Genomic DNA, 18,237 nt, shown 5'->3' with positions numbered 1-18,237 from the left:
GTCCGACAGGAGCGAGCCGCTGGCGCCGCCGGGCTAAGGCTGGAAGCCCGAGTTCTTCACCACGGGCGCCCACTGCGCCTTGTAGGCGGCCAGCATCGCCACCGTCTGCGCGCTGCTGCTGGTCACCGGCACCATCTCCGCCGACTTGAAGCGGGCCTGCAATGCCGGATCGGCCATCGCCTGCTGGATGGCCGTGGCAATCGCGCGCTGGCGCGCAACCGGAAGCGAGGCCGCGGCATAGACCACGTTCCAGCCCGCGGCCGAGAGGTCGAGCCCGGCCTCCTTGAAGGTCGGCACGTCAGGCAGCGTGGGGGAACGGCGCACACCGGAGACGGCCAGGATCCTGATCTTGCCGGACTTGGCCAGCGGCTCCAGCGCGTCGAGCGAATCGAAGGCGATGGGCACATGCCCACCCATCAGGTCGTTGAGCAGCGGCGCCGAGCCCTTGTAGCCGACGATGGGCATCTTGACGCCCATCTTGTCGCCGAGCATCAGGCCGAAGAAGTGCGGCAGGCTGCCGGTCGCAGGAACGCCGGCCGCGACCTTGTCCTGGTTGGCCTGCATCCAGGCACGCAGGTGGCCGAACTCGCGCACCGGCACGGCCGGGCCCACCGCCACGCCGAAGTCGTAGCTCGTCACCTGCGAGAGCGCGACATAGTCCTTGTCCGGGTCGTAGCCGTTGTCCTTGAACACCAGCGGCGCGATCAGCATGGTGGCCGGGTTGGCCAGCAGCACGAGGTTCTGGCCCAACGTGTCCTTGTAGACCTGCTGCGCGGCCAGCCGCCCGCCAGCGCCCACGCGGTTCTCGACGATGACGGTGACGCCGAGCTTCGGCGCGATGGCGTCGGCCAGCAGGCGCGCGGCGCGATCGGAGGTGCCGCCCGGCGGATAGGGCACGACGATCTTGAGGGTGCCGCCTTCGAGCGCGGGGGCTTGTGCATGGCCAAGGCTGCCGAACAGGGCCAGCGCCGTGGCGGCGGCCAGGGCCTGTCGTCTGTCGAGGGTCATGGGGTCGTCTCCGGGCGTTGTCGTGCCGGGGACTCTAAACCTTGCCCCCGGCTCGTCAGACCTTCGAGAAGTCCGGCTTGCGCTTTTCCATGAAGGCCGAGAAGGCTTCCTTGGCAGCCGGTGCACGCATCGCATTCGCAAAGCTCACGCTTTCCACGCCGATGCGCTCCAGCACGGCGGGCTGCTGGCCCATCTTGAGCAGGCGCTTGGTCTCGACCAGCACCGAAAGCGGCTTGGCGGCCAGCTTGCGAGCCTGCGCCTGGGCGACGCCATTGGCCTCGGTCGGCGGCACGACGCGGTTCACCAGGCCCACTTCGAGCGCGGCCTCGGCCATGAAGGGCTCGCCCAGCAGCAGTGCCTCGGCGGCGCGGTGGTAGCCGAACATCTGCGGCGCCAGCATGCTGGATGCGGCCTCGGGCACCAGGCCGAGGTTGACGAAAGGCATCGAGAAGGCTGCGTTGTCGCCCGCCACCACGATGTCGCAATGGAACAGCAGCGTGGTGCCGATGCCGACGGCCGGACCGCAGACGCTCGCGACGACAGGCTTCGGAAAAGCCGCGATGGTGCGCAGGAAGCGGATGGCCGGCGACTCGCCTTCGGTCGGCGACGCCGGCTTGGCGGACTGGGCCATGAAGTCGCCGATGTCGTTGCCGGCGCTGAAGATGGTCGGGTCGCCCTGGATCAGCACGGTGCGCACGGCGGCGTCGGCGCTAGCCTGCTCGATCGCATCGGACAGCGCGTTGTACATCGCGCCGGTGATCGAGTTCTTGCGCTCGAGGCGGTTGAAGGTCAGGGTCATCACACCGGCTTCGGTGTGGACGAGGATGTCGGTCATGGTGCTGTGCTCAATTCAGAAGTGAAGAAAAAGGGGGCTTGGCTCATGCAGCCAGGTACTCCCTGACGAAGTCCAGGCGGTCCTGGCCCCAGAACATGTCCTTGCCGACGAACATCGTCGGTGCGCCGAACACGCCGCGCTCGACGGCCTCCTGCGTGGTGGCCTTGAGCTTGTCCTTGGTGCCCTGCGCGTTCGCGAGTGCGAGCACCTCGGCCGCGTCGAAGCCGGCGGCCTGCAAGACCCCGCCGACGACGGCCGGGTCGTTCATGTTCTTGCCATTGACCCAGATCGCGTCGAAGACGGCCTTGACGAACGCTGCAAAGCGCTCCGGCTGCTGCGCCTGGATGCCCGTCGCGGCGCGCATCAACAGAAGCGTGTTGATCGGGAAGTGCGCGTTGTGCGCAAAGGGCACGCCATAGCGCCTGGCGAAGCGCTTCAGGTCCTCCGTCATGTACGGGCCCTTCGGCTTGATCTCGGCCGGCGAATGGTTGCCGGTGGCCTGGAACACGCCGCCGAGCAGCATCGGTCTCCAGTCGATCGTCGCGCCGGTGTCGGCGGCGATGTGCGGCAGTTGCGTCGCGGCCAGGTAGGCGGCGGGGCTGCCGAAATCGAAATAGAACTCTACGGTCTTTTCCATCGTGTCTCCTTGGGTTGTCTTTGGGCTCAGAATTTTTCCGACCAGGGGCGCAGGTCGAGTTCATGCGTCCAGGCATCGCGCGGCTGCGCGTGCAGCATCCAGTACATGTCGGCGATGTGGTCGGGGTTGAGGATGCCGTCCTGCGCCTTCATCGCGTAGCGTTCCGGGAAGTTGCTGCGGATGAATTCGGTGTCGATGGCGCCATCGACGACGACATGCGCGACGTGGATGCCTTGCGGGCCGAGTTCGCGCGCCATCGCTTGCGCCAGGGCGCGCAGGGCCATCTTCGCGCCGGAGAAGGCGCCGAAGTTGGCCGCGCCGCGCAGCGACGCCGTCGCGCCGGTGAAGATGATCGTGCCGCGGAGCGCGCCTTCCGGCACGTTGCGGGCCACCATCTTCTTCGCGACTTCGCGGCCGTTGAGGAAGCCGGAGAAGCAGGCCATCTCCCAGACCTTGAAGTACTTGCGGGCGGTCTCGTTCAGGATGCTCTCGGGCACGTTGGCGCCGATGTTGAACACCATGACCTCGATCGGCCCGATGGTCGACTCGATCTCTTCGACCAGCGCGACGACCTCCTCTTCCTTGCGTGCGTCGCAGGCGAAGGCGCGGGCCGCGCCGCCGTCGGCCTCGATCTGCGCGACCAGCGGCTGCAACTTGTCGAGGCTGCGGCGCGTGACGCATGCGATGTAGCCTTCGCGGGCGAAGCGGCGGGCGATGGCGCCGCCGGTGGCGTCACCGGCGCCGATGATCAGTGCTGTCTTCTGGGCCATGTTGTCTCATTCCTTGTAGTAGACGATCTGGTTCGACGTGGCGAGCAGTTCCCCCGCCTCGCTCCACAATTGCGCGGTCTGGTCGAAGAAGCCATTGTGGAACTGCTGGCCGACCGCACGGCCCAACAGGTAGCCGGTACCGACTGCCGCGAGCTCTGCCGCGCCGGCATGGAAGTAGGTGGTGATCGAGACGGTTCCGGCTGGCACATGCCTGGCGCGGCGCAGCCAGACACGCGGATAGAACATGTCGCTCATCGCGGCCAGCGAGGCGAAATCGAGCGCGCGCGGTTGCGCGTCGCGCAGCCAGATCAGTGTCTCGCTGTGCTTGCTGCTGCCATCCCAGGTCGAAGGAACGAAGCCGCCGACCGGCCGCATCTCGTACTGGTTGAGCCATGCCACGCCGGACGGGCCGATGCGCATGCGTTCGACCGCCGTGGGCGCCGCCACCGGCGGCATCGGCATGTCGTTGTCGCCCCAGGTGTCGCGGCGCGCCGCCGTGACGACGGTGGCCGTGGTGTTGACCTGCGGTGTGCCATTGGCGTCGGCTTGGGTGATCTGGAGGGTCCAGTGTTGGGTCGAGCGATTGGTGCGCACCGCCACGGCATGCACGTCGAACGCACCGGCCGACACCGCGGCGGCGTAGTTGACGGTCAGCGCGACGGGCGTGCCAAGCAGGTCCGGATGCGAGAGCACCGCCTGCAATACGATCGCCGCCGTGGTGCCGCCGAACGGGCCGACCATGTTCCAGTAATCGGGGCTGGTCGTGCCGGTGAAGTGGCCCTTGCGCGAGCTGGGCGTGAGTGCGAGAGCCTTGTCGAAATTGTGGATGGCGGTCATGTCGGCAGTGTGCATGGATTGGCGCTGGGAGACGGTCATGGAGGTGACGGCGGGCTGTGTCGGGATCAAAAAAAGGGCGCCCACGGCGCCCTGTTCAACTCACACTCTTTCGAAGATGCCCGCGGCGCCTTGGCCCATCCCCACGCACATGGTCACCATGCCGTACTTCAGGTTCTTGCGGCGCAGCGCGTGCACCACCGTCGCCGAACGAATCGCGCCGGTCGCACCGAGCGGGTGGCCCAGTGCGATGGCGCCGCCCATCGGATTCACCTTGCTCGGGTCCAGGCCCAGCGTGTTCATCACCGCCAGCGACTGCGCCGCGAAGGCTTCGTTCAGTTCGAACCAGTCGATGTCCTCGTGCTTCAGGCCGGCATAGCGCAGCGCGGCCGGAATCGCCTCGATCGGGCCGATGCCCATGATGTGCGGCGGCACGCCCTTGCTGGCGAAGCTGACGAAGCGCGCGAGCGGCGTCAGGCCGTATTGCTTGATCGCCTTCTCGCTCGCGAGGATCAGCGCGCCCGCGCCGTCGGAGGTCTGCGAGCTGTTGCCCGCCGTGACCGTGCCACGTGCCGCGAACACGGTGCGCAGTTTGGCCAGGCCTTCGATGGTGGTGTCAGGGCGCGCGCCTTCGTCGAGGCTCACGGTGCGGGTCCTGGCAATCGGCTCGCCGGACGCGAGATCCGGCGTGCGGTCGGTGACTTCGATCGGGGTGATCTCGTCGGCGAACTCACCGGCGGCTTGAGCGGCCAGTGCCTTCTGGTGCGAGGCGAGCGCGAACGCGTCCTGCGCATCGCGGCTCACCTTCCACTGCTGCGCCACCTTCTCGGCGGTCAGGCCCATGCCGTAGGCGATGCCCACGTCGCCTTCACGCTCGAAGAGCGACGGCGACAGCGAGGGCGAGTTGCCCATCATCGGCACCATGCTCATGCTTTCCACACCGGCCGCGATCATCACGTCGGCTTCGCCCACGCGGATGCGGTCAGCGGCCATCTGGACGGCGGACAGGCCCGAGGCGCAGAAGCGGTTGACGGTGATACCGCCGATGCTGTTGGGCAGGCCGGCCAGCACCGCGCCGATGCGCGCGACGTTGAGGCCCTGCTGGCCTTCGGGAATCGCGCAGCCGCAGATGATGTCCTCGATGGCCTTCGGGTCCAGGCCCGGCACTGCGGCGAGCGCGGCCTTCAGCGTGGTCGCCAGCAAGTCGTCCGGGCGGTAGTTGCGGAAGTAGCCGCGATGCGACTTGCCGATCGGCGTGCGCGTGGCGGAGACGATGTAGGCGTCTTGAATTTGCTTCATGAATGGATGTCCAGTTGTCTTGCTCCCTCTCCCGCCTGCGGGAGAGGGTTGGGGTGAGGGAGAGTGAGTCCAGCGCAGCACCACTGCGCTCCATCGGCCCCCTCTCCCGCCTGCGGGAGAGGGTTGGGGTGAGGGTCTGCGTTTTCATTGAGCGCCCGGAGAATGACTTCCAGCACCGCTTCCGTTTGCCCCAGCACTTCGTTGTTCCAGAAGCGCAAGACACGGAAGCCTTCGGCCTGGATCAAGTCCGTTCGCCGCTGGTCGTATTCGACTGCGTCCGCATGCTGCCCGCCATCGAGCTCGATCACGAGCCTGGCCTCGAGGCATGCGAAGTCCGCGAAGTAGGGGCCGATAGGTCGCTGGCGGCGGAATTTGAAGCCTGAGGGGCGACGGTCGCGCAGGTGGTACCAGAGCAGCGTTTCGGCATCGGTGGGGACGGCGCGAAGCGCCTTTGCCCTCACCCTAGCCCTCTCCCGCGGGCGGGAGAGGGGACCAGAAAAGTCGTCGCTGCTCATGGGGCCTGCGCTCAGTTGCGTACCGGCTTGCCCGTCGACAGCATTCCCATGATCCGCTCCTGCGTCTTGGGATGCACGATGAGCGAGCAGAACGCCTTGCGTTCCAGCGCCATCAAATACTCTTCGGTCACCAGCGAGCCGGCGTCGATGTCGCCGCCCGTCACCACTTCAGCGATCAGGCTGGCGATGTGGAAGTCGTGCGCGCTGATGAAGCCGCCGTCTCGCATGTTCACGAGCTGGCCCTTGATCGTCGCCGCGCCGCTGCGGCCGGCGACGCGGAAGCTGCGGCGCAGCGGCGCGCGGTAGCCCGCATCCGACATCGCCTTGACCTGCTGTTGCGCGACGTAGAGCAGTTCGTCCTTGTTCGGCACGATCACGTCGCTATCGAGCAAATAGCCGAGCTTCTTCGAATCGAGCGCGCCGGTGCCGACTTTGGCCATCGCGGCGGCGGTGAAGCCTTCGGTGAGGAAGGGCAGCAGGTCGGTGCCGGTCGAAGCGGCCGCGTTCTCCGCCGCACGGCGAGCGATGTAGGTGAGGCCGCCCGCGCCGGGGATCAGGCCCACGCCGACTTCGACCAGGCCGATGTAGCTTTCCATCGCCGCGACGCGCTTGGCCGAGTACACGGCCAGTTCGCAGCCGCCGCCCAGCGCCAGGCCGCGAATGGCCGACACCACGGGCACGCTGCTGTGGCGGATCTTCAGCATGACTTGCTGCAAGGCTTCTTCAGCGCCTTCGACCGCGCCGATGCCGGCAACCACGAAGGCTGGCAGCATGGCTTGCAAGTCGGCGCCGACCGAGAACATCTCGTCCGGCGACCAGATCACCAGGCCCTTGTATTCGGCTTCGGCCAGGTCGACCGCAGCGCCCAGCGCCTCCGCCACATCCGGGCTGATCGCATGCATCTTCGAATGGATGCTGGCGATGAGCACTTCGCCTTCCAGCGTCCAGACGCGCACGTCGCCTTCGTCGCTGATCGTCGTGCCGGCCTTGTTGGCGTCCTGCGCGTTCGCACCGAGCACGCTCTCGGGGAACAACTGGCGCGCGTGCACCGGCAGCCTGCGTTGCGGCACGAACTTGTTCGCCGACGCGCTCCACGAGCCTTCAGCCGTGTGCACGCCACCGGCTTGCGCAACCGGACCTTCAAACACCCACTTCGGCAGCGGCGCGTTCGTCAGCGCCTTGCCGGCGTCGATGTCTTCCTGGATCCATTGAGCCACCTGCGTCCAGCCGGCTTCCTGCCACAACTCGAACGGGCCCTGCTTCATGCCGAAGCCCCAGCGCATCGCGAAGTCGATGTCGCGCGCGCTTTCGGCAATGGTCGCGAGATGGATCGCGGCGTAGTGGAAGCTGTCGCGCAGGATGGCCCAGAGGAACTGGCCCTGCGGTCCTTCGCTCTCGCGCAGCAGCCGCAGGCGCTCGCCCGCGGGCTTCTTCAACATGCGGCCATAGACCTCGTCGGCCTTCTCGCCCGAGGGCACATAGTCGCCCTTGGCCAAGTCGAAGCGCAGGATGTCGCGGCCGGCCTTCTTGTAGAAGCCGCCCTTGGTCTTGTTGCCCAGCTTGCCGAGTTCCAGCAGCTTGGCCAGCACCGGCGGCGTCGCGAAGTTCGGATAGAACGGATCGCTCTTCTCGTCGAGGTTGTCCTGCAAGGTCTTGACCACGTGGGCCAGCGTGTCGAGGCCGACCACGTCCGCCGTGCGGAAGGTGCCCGAACTGGCGCGGCCCAGCTTCTTGCCGGTGAGGTCGTCGACCACGTCCGGCGTCAGGCCGAACTTCTCGACTTCCTTCAGCGTCGCCAGCAGGCCGGCAATGCCGACGCGATTGGCGATGAAGTTGGGCGTGTCGTGCGCGCGCACCACGCCCTTGCCGAGCGTGCTGGTGACGAAGGCTTCGAGCTGGTCGAGCACTTCGGGCCGGGTGGTCGGCGTGTTGATCAGCTCGACCAGGAACATGTAGCGCGGCGGGTTGAAGAAGTGAATGCCGCAGAACTGCGACTTCATGGCTTCGGGCAGCGCTTCGCTGAGCTTGGTGATCGACAGGCCCGAAGTGTTCGAGGCCAGGATCGCGTTCTTCGACACGTGCGGCGCGATCTTCTTGTACAGATCGAGCTTCCAGTCCATGCGCTCGGCGATCGCTTCGATCACGAGGTCGCATTCGCCGAGCTTGTCGAGGTGGTCGTCGTAGTTGGCGACCTCGATCAGCCCCGCGTCGGCAACGTCGCCGAGCGGCGCGGGCTTGAGCTTCTTGAGGTTGTCGATGGCACGCGTCACGATGCCGTTCTTCGCCGCGCCTTGTGCGACAGCGCCGGTCGCGTCTTTCGCGGCCAGGTCGAACAGCACCACCGGTACTCGGACGTTGACCAGGTGCGCAGCAATCTGCGCGCCCATCACGCCGGCGCCGAGCACGGCGACTTTCTTCACTTGGAATCGGGACATTGAATTTCCGTCTGATGTTTCTTACTGGACTCGCGTCCAGGTTTGCGTGCGCCCGATGCCGAGCACCGAGCCGCGCACTTCCAGCTTCTTGCCACCCTCGATGGGCGTCAGGCGCAGCGTGTAGGTCTTGCCGTTCTCGGGGTCGAGGATCTTGCCGTCTTCCCAGACGTCCTTGCCCTCAACTTTCTTCGCACCGCGGATGATCTCGAGGCCGACCATCGGCTTGCCCTTGCGGTCGTCGCTGCACTCGTCGCACACCGCGTCCTGCTTGGCCTCCTTGCGCAGCAGCTTCTCGATGCGGCCGCTCACCACGCCACCGGACTCGCTGATGCGGATCTGCGACTTGACCTCGTTGGTCTTGTCGTCGATGGTGTGCCAGGCGCCCACCGGCGTCATCTGCGCAAAGGCGCAGGCCGAGGTCATCGCGAAAAGAATGGCCGTCAGTGCAAGCTTCATGGTCGTGTCCCCTTTGTTTGTCGAAATGAAGATCAGGCCAGCGCCGCGTCGGTGTCCATCAGCACCTTGCTGCCCGTGCGCGCGTTGCGCATCAGCGTCGCGGTCTCGGTGAACAGCTTGGCGAAGTAGAAGCGCGCGGTCTGCAGCTTGCCGACGTAGAACGGGTCGGTGTTGCCCGCCGCGATTTCGCGCAGCGCCACTTGCGCCATGCGGGCGAACAGGTAGCCAAACACGAAGTGGCCCGCGACGCGCAGGTAGTCCACCGCGGCAGCGCCCACTTCATCGGGGTTCTGGAAGCCCTTGAAGCCGACTTCGGTCGTGAACTTGGTCAGCTGGTCGCCCAGCACGGCGATGGGCGTGATGAACTCGCTCATCTTCTCGTTGACTCCTTCCTCGGCCACCAGCGCGCCGACCAGTTTGCCGAACTTCTTCAGCGTGGCGCCGTTGTTGCCCAGCACCTTGCGGCCCAGCAGGTCCAGCGACTGCACGGTGTTCGTGCCTTCGTAGATCATGTTGATGCGGTTGTCGCGCACGAACTGCTCCATGCCCCATTCCGTGATGAAGCCATGGCCGCCGTAGACCTGCATGCAGGCGTTGGTCGCGATGTGGCCGTTGTCGGTGATGAAGGCCTTGACGATCGGGGTCAGCAGCGCGACCAGTTCGCCGGAGTCCTTGCGCACCTTTTCGTCGGGGTGGTGGTGTTCCTTGTCGAGCAGCAGCGTGCAGAAGACCTGCAGCGCGCGGCCGCCTTCGGCGTAGGCCTTGGCGGTCAGCAGCATCTTGCGCACGTCGGGGTGCACGATGATCGGATCGGCATCCTTGTCCTTGGCCTTCACGCCCGTCAGCGAACGCATCTGGATGCGGTCCTTGGCATAGGCCAGCGCGTTCTGGTAGGCCACTTCGGTCAGGCCCAGCGACTGGTTGCCCACGCCCAGGCGTGCGGCGTTCATCATCACGAACATCGCGGCCAGGCCCTTGTTGGGCTCGCCGACCATGGTGCCGGTAGCGCCGTCGATGGCGATCTGCGCGGTGGCGTTGCCGTGGATGCCCATCTTGTGCTCGAGGCCGGCGCAGAAGATCGGGTTGCGGTCACCCAGCGAACCGTCCGCCTTGACGTGGAACTTCGGCACCGCGAACAGGCTGATGCCCTTGCTGCCCTTGGGCGCGTCCGGCAGGCGAGCGAGCACCAGGTGGATGATGTTCTCGGCCATGTCGTGTTCGCCGGCCGAGATGAAGATCTTGTTGCCGGTGATCTTGTAGCTGCCGTCGGCCTGCGGCTCGGCCTTGGTGCGCAGCATGCCGAGGTCGGTGCCGCAATGCGGCTCGGTCAGGCACATGGTGCCGGTCCATTCGCCGGTGGTGAGCTTGGGCAGGTAGGTCTTCTTCTGCGCGTCGGTGCCGTGCGCCTGCAGGGCTTCGTAGGCGCCGTGGGAGAGGCCGGGGTACATGGTCCAGGCCTGGTTCGCGCTGTTGAGCATTTCGTAGAGGCACTGGTTCAGCACGTACGGCAGGCCCTGGCCGCCGAACTCGGTGCTGCACGAGAGCGCCGGCCAGCCGCCTTCGACGAACTGTGCGTAGGCTTCCTTGAAGCCCTTAGGCGCGGTGACTTCGTGCGTGGCCTTGTCGAGCGTGCAGCCTTCCGCGTCGCCGGAGATGTTCAGCGGGAAGGTCACTTCGGCAGCGAACTTGCCTGCTTCTTCGATGACGGCGTTGATGGTGTCGACGTCGGTTTCCGCATGCTTGGGCATGGCCTTGAATTCATCGGCGACATGGAAGACTTCATGCAGCACGAATTGCATGTCACGCAGCGGCGGGGTGTAGGAAGGCATGGACGAAAGCTCCTGAGCAGTTTCTTGGGTAAAAAGTGAATCAGCCTTCGCGCGATGGCGAGGACTGCATGGACGCGGGGCGCGGGGCTGACGGCGTAGCCGAGCGCTGGATGATGTTTCCGAAGCCTCGCCTGGCGCGCTCGATCGAACCGGGCACGTGCAGGAAGCGCGCTTCGTAGTGAGACGCAAGGATGAGTCCGTGGATCTCGAAGGCGATCTGGCGCTCGTCGGCGTCGTCGCGGAAGTGGCCTTCGGCCGTGGCCTGCTGCACCGCGCGGAACATGGCGCCCTGCCAGATGTTGACCGACTCGACCAGCGCGTCGCGCACCGGCCCCGGGCGGTCGTCGAATTCGGTGGCGCCGCTGATGTAGATGCAGCCAGAGTCGATCTCGACCGAGGTGCGCTTCATCCAGTTGTCGAACAAGGCGCACAGGCGCGGCAGTCCGCGCGGCGCCGACATGGCGGCGTAGAACACTTCCTGCTCGAAGCGGGCGTGGTATTCGCGGACCACGGAGATCTGCAGTTCCTCGCGCGAGCCGAAGTGCGCGAACACACCCGACTTGCTCATCTGCGTGAGTTCGGCCACGGCCCCTATCGACAGGCCCTCGAGCCCGATCTGTGCGGCAAGATTGAGCGCCGCATCGACGATGGCGGCCTTGGTCTGCTGGCCCTTCTGGGCGGTACGCGAGGCTTTTGCGGACGCGGCGGTGACGGACATGAGTGCTTATTCAATAAAACGAACGGTCGTGCTATTTTGCAGTGAAACCGCGTCACGCAGAAGTGCAAAGCCCCCGACTTCTGGTGGACTATTACGTGAGTGACGTCTTTTCAGGGCGGCGTGATCGGCACGGAAAAGGCGGTGCATGCCACGCCCGATGGCTACACGCTGCACTCCTCCGGGGCGGGGATGCCAAGTGCGCGCGCGTGATGTCGCAGGGCCACATCCAGGTCGATATGTCGGGTCATTCTTTGCCACCCTGTTGGCGATTCGAAGCGCCAAACCTAGAATCCAGCCCGCAGGAGAGCGAGCGGTCATGCGACCGCTCCACCGAAGGCGCAAACTCCCATGAACGCTCAGGTCGACCTTTCACGGGGTCGTGTACTGCACCCATCGATATCGCCGTCTGGAGAGCCATCGGGCACATGCCCGATGCACCGAAGGAGCAACACCCCCGCGGGCGCGGAGGTCGAAACTCTCAGGTAACAAGGACAGGGGGAGCGGCTTTTGAAATCCATTCAAAGGACCTCCCATGCGCGTGATCGTGTTGGGCGCCGGCTTGCTCGGCGTCACCTCGGCCTATTACCTTCAGAAACTCGGCCATGAAGTCACCGTGGTCGACCGGCAGGCCACGCCGGCCGCCGAAACCAGCTTTGCCAACGGCGGGCAGATCTCCGTCAGCCATGCCGAACCCTGGGCCAATCCAAGCGCCCCGATCAAGGTGCTGCAATGGCTGGGCAAGGAAGACGCGCCGCTCCTGTTCCGCATCCGCGCCGACATGCGCCAGTGGATGTGGGGCCTGCAGTTCCTGCGCGAATGCACACCGGCGCGGACGAAACACAACATCGAGCAGATCGTGCGACTGGGCACCTACAGCCGCAGCATGCTGCAGGCGCTGCGCAGCGAAACCGGCCTCGGCTACGACCAGCGCACGCAGGGCATCCTGCACTTCTACACGACGCAGAAGGAGTTCGACGGTGCACTGAAGCCGGCCGAGCAGATGCGCGCGCTGGGCTGCGAGCGCCTCGTCATTTCCGCCGACGAGGCGGTGAAGCTCGAACCCGCGCTGGCCCACATCCGTCCGCAACTGGCCGGCGCGACCTACACCGCCGAAGACGAGTCGGGCGATGCAAACCGATTCGCACGCGAACTGGTCAAGCTCTGCGAAGCGGCTGGCGTCAAGTTCCTCATGAGCCACACCGTGACGGCGATCCGCGAGGCAGGCGGCAAGGTCGAGCACGTCGAAGCCACCGACATCGAAGGCCGCTTCCAGCGCCTGCAGGCCGATGCCTATGTGATGGCGATGGGTTCGCTGAGCCCGATCTATGCCAAGCCGCTGGGCATCGAGTTGCCGATCTACCCGGCCAAGGGCTATTCGGTGACGCTGCCGGTGAAGGATGCGTCCAAGGCCTACCAGGTCTCCCTGACGGACGACGAGTTCAAGCTGGTGTTCTCGCGCTACACATCGGAGGATGGCCGCGGCGACCGCATGCGCATCGCCGGAACGGCCGAACTCAACGGCTACGACCGCGACCTCAACCGCGTTCGCTGCGAGGCGATCGTGCGGCGCGTAGAGCAACTGTTTCCAGGTGCGGGCGACACGTCCAAGGCCCAGTTCTGGACCGGCCTGCGCCCGGCGACGCCGAGCAACGTGCCGATGATCGGCAAGACGAAGCTGCCCAACTTCTTCCTCAACACGGGGCATGGCACGCTGGGTTGGACGCATGCCTGCGGGTCCGGCAAGTCGATCGCGCACATCGTGAGTGGATTGGCGCCGGAAGTCGACTTCGCATTCCAGAAATGAGCCGCCGAATGCGGACTTGAACGCACGCGAAGGTCGCGAAGAAACGCAAAAGGACGCAAAGGATTCAGAAAATTTCCGTATTCCTTTTGCGTCCTTCGCGGAACCTTCGCGTCCTCTGCGTCCGGTTCCCGTATTCAGAACCCGCTTCCGCAGGTCAGCGACTCAGAGCTTGAACGGCACAACTTCCTGCCGCTGCTCGCCCAAGCCATCGATCCCGAGCGTCATCACGTCGCCCTTCTTCAGGAACACGGCCGAGGGCTTCATGCCCATGCCGACGCCCGGCGGCGTGCCGGTGGTGATGATGTCGCCGGGCTCCAGCGTGTTGAGCTGGCTCACGTAGCTCACCAGCTTGGCGACATTGAAGATCATGGTCTTGGTGTTGCCGGTCTGCATGCGCTTGCCGTTGACGTCGAGCCACATGCCGAGCTTCTGCGGGTTGGGCACCTCGTCGCGCGTGACGAGCCATGGGCCGATCGGGCCGAAGGTGTCGAAGCCCTTGCCCTTGTCCCAGGTCAGCCCGCGCTCGAGCTGCCATTCGCGCTCGCTCACGTCGTTGATGAGGACATAGCCGGCGACGAAATCGAGTGCCTCCTTTTGCGACACCCAGCGCGCGCGCTTGCCGATGACCACGCCCAGTTCGACTTCCCAGTCGCCCTTGACCGAGCCCTTGGGCAACATCACCGGATCGTTCGGACCCTGGATGCAGCTCACGGCCTTGGTGAACACCACGGGCTCCTTGGGAATCGGCATGCCGGACTCGGCCGCATGGTCGGCGTAGTTCAGGCCGATGGCGATGAACTTGCTGGTGTTCGCCACCGGGCAACCCAGGCGCGGCTTGCCACGGACCAGCGGCAGCTTGTCGGTCTTGATCTTGCGGATCTTGGCCAGCGTAGCGTCGCCGAGCTGGGCGCCGCCCAGGTCCGGCACCACGGCGCTGAGGTCGCGCAGTTGGCCGTTGTCGTCGATCAGGCCTGGCTTTTCCTTGCCCGGATTGCCGTAGCGCACGAGTTTCATGTCGATAGTCCTTTCAGAGAGGGATGGGAAGTGTAGTCAGCGCGCTCGCGCCGCGAATCAATAGGTGGCCCGGCCGCCTGACAGGTCGAAGGTCGCGCCGGTGGAGAACGCGCAGTCCTCGGTGCAGAGCCAGGCGACCATCGATGCGATTTCCTCCGGCGTGCCGAAGCGGCCCATCGGGATCTTCGAGAGCATGAAGGCGATGTGCTCCTTCGACATCTGGTCGAAGATCGCGGTCTTCACCGCCGCCGGCGTCACGCAGTTCACGCGCACGCCGGTGCCGGACAGTTCCTTGCCGAGCGACTTGGTCAGCGCGATGACGCCGGCCTTGCTGGCGCTGTAGGCGCTGGCATTCGGATTGCCCTCCTTGCCGGCCACCGACGCGATGTTGACGATGCGCGACCAGGCCCGTTCGCGCAGGTGCGGCACCCATTCGCGGCAGCAGAGGAAGGTGCCGGTCAGATTTACGTCGATGACCTGGCGCCAGGCGTCGACGGGGTAGCTGTCCACGCTGGTGTTGGGCCCGGTGATGCCGGCAGAGTTGACCAGCGCATCGACCACGCCGCCCGCATCGCGCAGCGCGAGCGTGGCCTGCACGGCCTTGGCCACGCCGGCCGCATCGGAGACGTCGACCGCGACGGCCTTGGCATTTGCGCCGAGTCGTCTCGCCGCCGCATCCGCTGCAGCCGGGTCGCGGTCCCACAGCGTGACGCTGCCGCCCGAATCGAGAAGGCGCTGCGCAATCGCAAAGCCGAGACCGGTCGCGCCGCCGGTGATGACCGCGTGGCGGCCGTCGAAATCGAGGCGGTTCATATCGTGATGCCGCCGTCGACCGAGAAGGCCTGGCCGGTCGCGAAGACGGCCTCGTCGCTCGCGAGGAACACCACCACCGGTGCGATCTCCTCCGCCTGCGCCAGGCGGCCCATCGGTTGCCGTGCAATGAAGGCCTTGCGTGCAGCCACCGGGTCTTCGTTGGCATTGATGCGCTCGCCCAGCGAGGGCGTGTCGACCGTGCCCGGGCACACCGCGTTGCAGCGGATGCCCTGCGCGACGTAGTCGGCGGCGACGCTCTTGGTCAGGCCCAGCACGGCCGCCTTGGTGGTGCCGTAGACGTTGCGGTTCGGCAGGCCCTTGATGCTGGAGCAGACGCTGGCCATGTTGATGATGCTGCCCGCGCCTGCGGCGAGCATGCGCGGCAGCACGGCCTGGATGGTCCAGAACTGGGCGCGCACATTGAGGTTGAAGGCGAACTCCAGGTCGGCGTCGGTGGCCTCGAGGATCGGGCCGTTGTGCACCACGCCGGCGCAGTTGAACAGCACGTCGATGGCAGGCATGCGCGCGACCAGCGCCTGGATGGCGCCCTTGTCGAGCACGTCCAGTACCGCGGTCTGCACGTTGGCCGTGCCCGCATAGGCGTCCAGCAGCTTCGGGTTGACGTCGGTCGCCCACACCTGCGCGCCTTCGGCCGCCATGGCCAACGCGGTGGCCCGGCCAATGCCCTGCCCGGCCGCCGTGATGAGGGCCGTCTTGCCTTTGAGTCGCATGCTGTCTCCTGGAGTGGAATGAGGTGGCGATGTGCCGAGAGGGTGCCGCCGAGGGTTTCGCCCGATGGCTGCGGCGCGGCGGGGATCGTATTCTGAATTGGCCTTACCACTTGTCCAATTCAGGACAACCCTTAAGATCCCGCCTGAAACGCCCCGCGACCTTACGCGCATCCCCGTGCCGCTGCAATCCATCGAACCCAAGCGCCTGTACCGCCAGATCGCCGACCAGCTGCGCGCGCTGATCGCGAAGGGCGAGTTCGCGACGGGTGCGCGGCTGCCTGCGGAGCGCGACCTGGCGCGACAGCTGGGCGTGAGCCGCCCCTCGGTGCGCGAGGCGCTGATCGCGCTGGAAGTCGAGGGCTGGGTCGAGGTGCGCACCGGCTCCGGCGTGTACGTGCTCGATCGCTCGAAGCGATCGAGTCCCGCCGTCGAGGTCACCGAATGGGGCCCGCTCGAACTCATCCGCGCGCGGCGCGTCGTGGAGGGCGAGACGGCCGCGCTGGCGGCGATCCACGGCAAGAAGCGCGACTTCGACGCCATGCGCCGGGCGGTCGACGCCATGCGCGCCCAGGCCGACCAGAGCGTGATGCCGCTGGAGGGCGACCGCGCTTTCCACGTCGCCATCGTCGAGGCCAGCGGCAACGCGGTGCTGGTCGAGACGGTGCAGGGATTCTGGGACTCGCGCTACGGCCCGCTGTTCACGCGGCTCGGCGGCTACTTCGAGAACGCGGTGTCGTGGCGCCATGCGATCGCCGAGCACGAGGCTATCGTGGCCGCCATCGTCGCGCGCAATCCCGATGCCGCGCGTGCCGCCATGCATGCGCACATGGACAAGTCCCACCAGCGCTACAGCGCCAGCTGGCGCCGCGCCAAGGCGGCATGAGCCGCTGATCCATCGTTTTCCCGTGACAGACCTTTCAACCACCCTGGAGAGAGACGCATGAACAAACGATTCGCCTTCAAGACCCTGGCCGTCTGCGCCATCGCATGGAGCGCGCTGGGCGCCATGGGCCTGGCCAGTGCGCAGACCGTCAAGCTGAAGTGGGCGCATGTGTACGAGACGTCCGAGCCCTTCCACAAGTACTCGCTCTGGGCCGCGGAGGAGATCAAGAAGCGCACCAACGGCAAGTACGAGATCCAGGTGTTCCCGGCCTCCAGCCTGGGCAAGGAAAGCGATATCAACCAGGGGCTGACGCTTGGCACGGTCGACATCATCCTGACCGGCGCGAGCTTTGCAGCCAACACCTACAAGCCGCTGGCTGTCACGTACTTCCCGTTCATCTTCCGCGACTCGGAACATTTGCTGAAGTACGCGCAGAGCGATGTGTTCAAGGAACTGGCCAAGGGCTACGACGAGAAGAGCGGCAACCACATCACGGCGCTCAACTACTACGGCGCCCGCCATGTCACATCGAACGCGGCGCATCCGGTCACCAAGCCGGAGGACATGAAGGGCCTGAAGATCCGCGTGCCCGATGCACCGGCCTATCTCGCCTTCCCGAAGTCGCTGGGCGCCAACCCGACACCGATCGCGTTTGCCGAGGTGTATCTCGCCCTGCAGAACGGCACGGTCGACGCCCAGGAGAACCCGCTGCCGACCATCGAGGCGAAGAAATTCTTCGAGGTGCAGAAGAACATCTCGCTGACCGGGCACATCGTCGACTCGCTGCTGACGGTGACTTCGGGCCAGGTGTGGGGCAAGCTCAGCGCGGATGAGAAGAAGATCTTCTCGGACGTGATGCAGGAGGCCGCCGAGAAGACGGGCCGCGAGATCATCGCGTCCGAAGCGCGGCTGACCGAGGAGTTCAGGAAGAAGGGCAACAACGTGATCACGGTCGACAAGAACGCGTTCCGCGAGGCCGTGCTGAAGGCGACCAAGCCGACGGACCAGGGCTATCGGCAGCAGGACTACGACAAGATCCTCGCGATCAAGTAGCTCGGCCCGGACGGACGTTCATGACCAACCAGAAAATCATCGATGACGAGGGCCACTTCCACGCCGAGGACGAGGTCGTCGACCTGTCCGACACCATCTTCGAAGGCTGGCTTGCGCTGGCGATCTTCTGGGCGCTGGGGCTCACGGTGTTCTACCAGTTCATCACGCGCTACGTGATGAACGACTCGGCGGCGTGGACAGAGGAGGTGGCGCGCTACATGCTCATCGGCGTGGTGTTCATCGGCGCGACCATCGGCGTCGCGAAGAACAACCAGATCCAGGTCGACTTCTTCTACCGGCACATGCCGGCGGCGATGGGCCGCTGGATGTCGCGCGCGGTGGACGTGGTGCGCATAGCCTTCTTCGTCGCGGCGGTGGTGATGACCATCCAGATGATGCTGAAGATCGGGGACCGCACGCGCATGACCATCGTCGATGCGCCGATGAACATCGTCTACGGCGTCTGCCTGTTCGGCTTCGCGGCAATGGCCTTCCGCTCGGTGCAGACGGCGCGCATCCACTGGCGACGCGGCTACAGCGTGCTGGAGCGGCCCGAGTCCACGCTGGCCGACCACTGAACCACCGACTCAAGACAACAAGAAC

Annotated in this window: 18 protein-coding genes and 2 riboswitches; of the genes, 4 read left to right on the top strand and 14 right to left on the bottom strand. The window is 65.8% G+C overall.

The genetic code is table 11. The features are described 5' to 3' along the window. Positions 1–33: 33 nt before the first annotated feature. The 11 genes from HB681_RS01020 to HB681_RS00970 all read right to left on the bottom strand — a co-directional run bounded on the left by HB681_RS01020 (position 34) and on the right by HB681_RS00970 (position 11,336). Positions 34–1,008, bottom strand: a complete 975-nt coding sequence (locus HB681_RS01020; RefSeq protein ID WP_213952883.1) for a tripartite tricarboxylate transporter substrate-binding protein — start codon at positions 1,006–1,008, stop codon at positions 34–36. A 55-nt stretch (positions 1,009–1,063) separates the two neighbouring features. Then, the gene (locus tag HB681_RS01015) at positions 1,064–1,843 is read right to left on the bottom strand and encodes an enoyl-CoA hydratase (protein WP_213952882.1); all 780 of its coding nucleotides are present in this window, start codon (positions 1,841–1,843) and stop codon (positions 1,064–1,066) included. A gap of 43 nt (positions 1,844–1,886) precedes the next feature. Next, the gene (locus tag HB681_RS01010) at positions 1,887–2,480 is read right to left on the bottom strand and encodes a 2-hydroxychromene-2-carboxylate isomerase (RefSeq protein ID WP_213952881.1); all 594 of its coding nucleotides are present in this window, start codon (positions 2,478–2,480) and stop codon (positions 1,887–1,889) included. Positions 2,481–2,506: 26 nt separating this feature from the next. Next, a complete protein-coding gene (locus HB681_RS01005; RefSeq protein ID WP_213952880.1) occupies positions 2,507–3,250 on the bottom strand; it encodes an SDR family oxidoreductase in 744 nt (247 codons plus the stop codon). 6 nt (positions 3,251–3,256) lie between these two features. Continuing rightward, positions 3,257–4,087 carry a thioesterase family protein gene (locus tag HB681_RS01000; protein WP_213952879.1) on the bottom strand — a complete coding sequence of 277 codons (831 nt, stop codon included), beginning with the start codon at positions 4,085–4,087 and terminating at the stop codon, positions 3,257–3,259. Positions 4,088–4,186: 99 nt separating this feature from the next. Further along, positions 4,187–5,383, bottom strand: a complete 1,197-nt coding sequence (locus HB681_RS00995; protein WP_213952878.1) for an acetyl-CoA C-acyltransferase — start codon at positions 5,381–5,383, stop codon at positions 4,187–4,189. After that, a complete protein-coding gene (locus HB681_RS00990) occupies positions 5,380–5,898 on the bottom strand; it encodes an endonuclease domain-containing protein (RefSeq protein WP_218628088.1) in 519 nt (172 codons plus the stop codon). The genes HB681_RS00995 and HB681_RS00990 overlap by 4 nt, the downstream gene beginning before the upstream one ends. Positions 5,899–5,909: 11 nt before the next feature. Beyond that, positions 5,910–8,333: a 3-hydroxyacyl-CoA dehydrogenase/enoyl-CoA hydratase family protein gene (locus tag HB681_RS00985; RefSeq protein WP_213952877.1), complete on the bottom strand. Its 2,424-nt coding sequence runs from the start codon at positions 8,331–8,333 to the stop codon at positions 5,910–5,912. A gap of 21 nt (positions 8,334–8,354) precedes the next feature. Further along, positions 8,355–8,789, bottom strand: a complete 435-nt coding sequence (locus tag HB681_RS00980) for a DUF2147 domain-containing protein (RefSeq protein ID WP_213952876.1) — start codon at positions 8,787–8,789, stop codon at positions 8,355–8,357. 32 nt (positions 8,790–8,821) lie between these two features. Next, a complete protein-coding gene (locus HB681_RS00975) occupies positions 8,822–10,618 on the bottom strand; it encodes an acyl-CoA dehydrogenase C-terminal domain-containing protein (RefSeq protein WP_213952875.1) in 1,797 nt (598 codons plus the stop codon). 40 nt (positions 10,619–10,658) lie between these two features. Further along, the gene (locus HB681_RS00970) at positions 10,659–11,336 is read right to left on the bottom strand and encodes a TetR/AcrR family transcriptional regulator (RefSeq protein ID WP_213952874.1); all 678 of its coding nucleotides are present in this window, start codon (positions 11,334–11,336) and stop codon (positions 10,659–10,661) included. 289 nt (positions 11,337–11,625) lie between these two features. Continuing rightward, positions 11,626–11,720: riboswitch (glycine riboswitch) on the top strand. A gap of 12 nt (positions 11,721–11,732) precedes the next feature. Then, positions 11,733–11,841, top strand: a riboswitch (glycine riboswitch). A gap of 27 nt (positions 11,842–11,868) precedes the next feature. On the opposite strand from HB681_RS00970, the gene HB681_RS00965 reads away from it, so the two are divergent. Then, entirely contained in the window at positions 11,869–13,140 is a 1,272-nt protein-coding gene (locus HB681_RS00965; protein WP_213952873.1) for a D-amino acid dehydrogenase, read from the top strand. A gap of 162 nt (positions 13,141–13,302) precedes the next feature. Here the strand turns inward: HB681_RS00965 and HB681_RS00960 are convergent, their stop codons facing one another. The 3 genes from HB681_RS00960 to HB681_RS00950 are packed head-to-tail and all read right to left on the bottom strand — an operon-like array spanning position 13,303 to position 15,698. Next, the gene (locus tag HB681_RS00960) at positions 13,303–14,154 is read right to left on the bottom strand and encodes a fumarylacetoacetate hydrolase family protein (RefSeq protein WP_213952872.1); all 852 of its coding nucleotides are present in this window, start codon (positions 14,152–14,154) and stop codon (positions 13,303–13,305) included. Between the two features lie 57 nt (positions 14,155–14,211). Further along, positions 14,212–14,967: an SDR family NAD(P)-dependent oxidoreductase gene (locus HB681_RS00955; protein WP_213952871.1), complete on the bottom strand. Its 756-nt coding sequence runs from the start codon at positions 14,965–14,967 to the stop codon at positions 14,212–14,214. Continuing rightward, positions 14,964–15,698 (bottom strand): SDR family oxidoreductase, encoded by a 735-nt coding sequence (locus tag HB681_RS00950; RefSeq protein ID WP_213952870.1) that lies wholly within the window; start codon positions 15,696–15,698, stop codon positions 14,964–14,966. Before HB681_RS00950 ends, HB681_RS00955 begins: the two co-directional genes overlap by 4 nt. Positions 15,699–15,873: 175 nt before the next feature. Here HB681_RS00950 and HB681_RS00945 point away from each other — a divergent pair, with 175 nt between their 5' ends. From HB681_RS00945 to HB681_RS00935, 3 genes are read left to right on the top strand one after another with little or no spacing between them, the layout of a single operon-like run. Then, the gene (locus HB681_RS00945; protein ID WP_345944604.1) at positions 15,874–16,581 is read left to right on the top strand and encodes a FadR/GntR family transcriptional regulator; all 708 of its coding nucleotides are present in this window, start codon (positions 15,874–15,876) and stop codon (positions 16,579–16,581) included. 57 nt (positions 16,582–16,638) lie between these two features. Next, entirely contained in the window at positions 16,639–17,634 is a 996-nt protein-coding gene (locus tag HB681_RS00940; RefSeq protein WP_213952868.1) for a sialic acid TRAP transporter substrate-binding protein SiaP, read from the top strand. 20 nt (positions 17,635–17,654) lie between these two features. Continuing rightward, entirely contained in the window at positions 17,655–18,212 is a 558-nt protein-coding gene (locus tag HB681_RS00935; RefSeq protein WP_213952867.1) for a TRAP transporter small permease, read from the top strand. The last annotated feature ends 25 nt before the right edge of the window (positions 18,213–18,237 follow it).

This window comes from Variovorax sp. dw_954 (assembly GCF_018449755.1).
In the GTDB taxonomy this organism is placed as follows: domain Bacteria; phylum Pseudomonadota; class Gammaproteobacteria; order Burkholderiales; family Burkholderiaceae_C; genus Variovorax.
Note: the sequence above shows the minus strand (reverse complement) of the source record. Positions and strands in the feature narration are given on the sequence as shown.

What these genes read in the sequence shown, in the direction of transcription:
- HB681_RS01020 (WP_213952883.1), bottom strand. Translation starts at nt 1,008, where the DNA reads ATGACCCTCGACAGACGACAGGCCCTGGCCGCCGCCACGGCGCTGGCC.
- HB681_RS01015 (WP_213952882.1), bottom strand. Translation starts at nt 1,843, where the DNA reads ATGACCGACATCCTCGTCCACACCGAAGCCGGTGTGATGACCCTGACC.
- HB681_RS00980 (WP_213952876.1), bottom strand. Translation starts at nt 8,789, where the DNA reads ATGAAGCTTGCACTGACGGCCATTCTTTTCGCGATGACCTCGGCCTGC.
- HB681_RS01010 (WP_213952881.1), bottom strand. Translation starts at nt 2,480, where the DNA reads ATGGAAAAGACCGTAGAGTTCTATTTCGATTTCGGCAGCCCCGCCGCC.
- HB681_RS00935 (WP_213952867.1), top strand. Translation starts at nt 17,655, where the DNA reads ATGACCAACCAGAAAATCATCGATGACGAGGGCCACTTCCACGCCGAG.
- HB681_RS00990 (WP_218628088.1), bottom strand. Translation starts at nt 5,898, where the DNA reads ATGAGCAGCGACGACTTTTCTGGTCCCCTCTCCCGCCCGCGGGAGAGG.
- HB681_RS01005 (WP_213952880.1), bottom strand. Translation starts at nt 3,250, where the DNA reads ATGGCCCAGAAGACAGCACTGATCATCGGCGCCGGTGACGCCACCGGC.
- HB681_RS00950 (WP_213952870.1), bottom strand. Translation starts at nt 15,698, where the DNA reads ATGCGACTCAAAGGCAAGACGGCCCTCATCACGGCGGCCGGGCAGGGC.
- HB681_RS00965 (WP_213952873.1), top strand. Translation starts at nt 11,869, where the DNA reads ATGCGCGTGATCGTGTTGGGCGCCGGCTTGCTCGGCGTCACCTCGGCC.
- HB681_RS00995 (WP_213952878.1), bottom strand. Translation starts at nt 5,383, where the DNA reads ATGAAGCAAATTCAAGACGCCTACATCGTCTCCGCCACGCGCACGCCG.
- HB681_RS00940 (WP_213952868.1), top strand. Translation starts at nt 16,639, where the DNA reads ATGAACAAACGATTCGCCTTCAAGACCCTGGCCGTCTGCGCCATCGCA.
- HB681_RS00970 (WP_213952874.1), bottom strand. Translation starts at nt 11,336, where the DNA reads ATGTCCGTCACCGCCGCGTCCGCAAAAGCCTCGCGTACCGCCCAGAAG.
- HB681_RS00985 (WP_213952877.1), bottom strand. Translation starts at nt 8,333, where the DNA reads ATGTCCCGATTCCAAGTGAAGAAAGTCGCCGTGCTCGGCGCCGGCGTG.
- HB681_RS00975 (WP_213952875.1), bottom strand. Translation starts at nt 10,618, where the DNA reads ATGCCTTCCTACACCCCGCCGCTGCGTGACATGCAATTCGTGCTGCAT.
- HB681_RS00960 (WP_213952872.1), bottom strand. Translation starts at nt 14,154, where the DNA reads ATGAAACTCGTGCGCTACGGCAATCCGGGCAAGGAAAAGCCAGGCCTG.
- HB681_RS01000 (WP_213952879.1), bottom strand. Translation starts at nt 4,087, where the DNA reads ATGACCGCCATCCACAATTTCGACAAGGCTCTCGCACTCACGCCCAGC.
- HB681_RS00955 (WP_213952871.1), bottom strand. Translation starts at nt 14,967, where the DNA reads ATGAACCGCCTCGATTTCGACGGCCGCCACGCGGTCATCACCGGCGGC.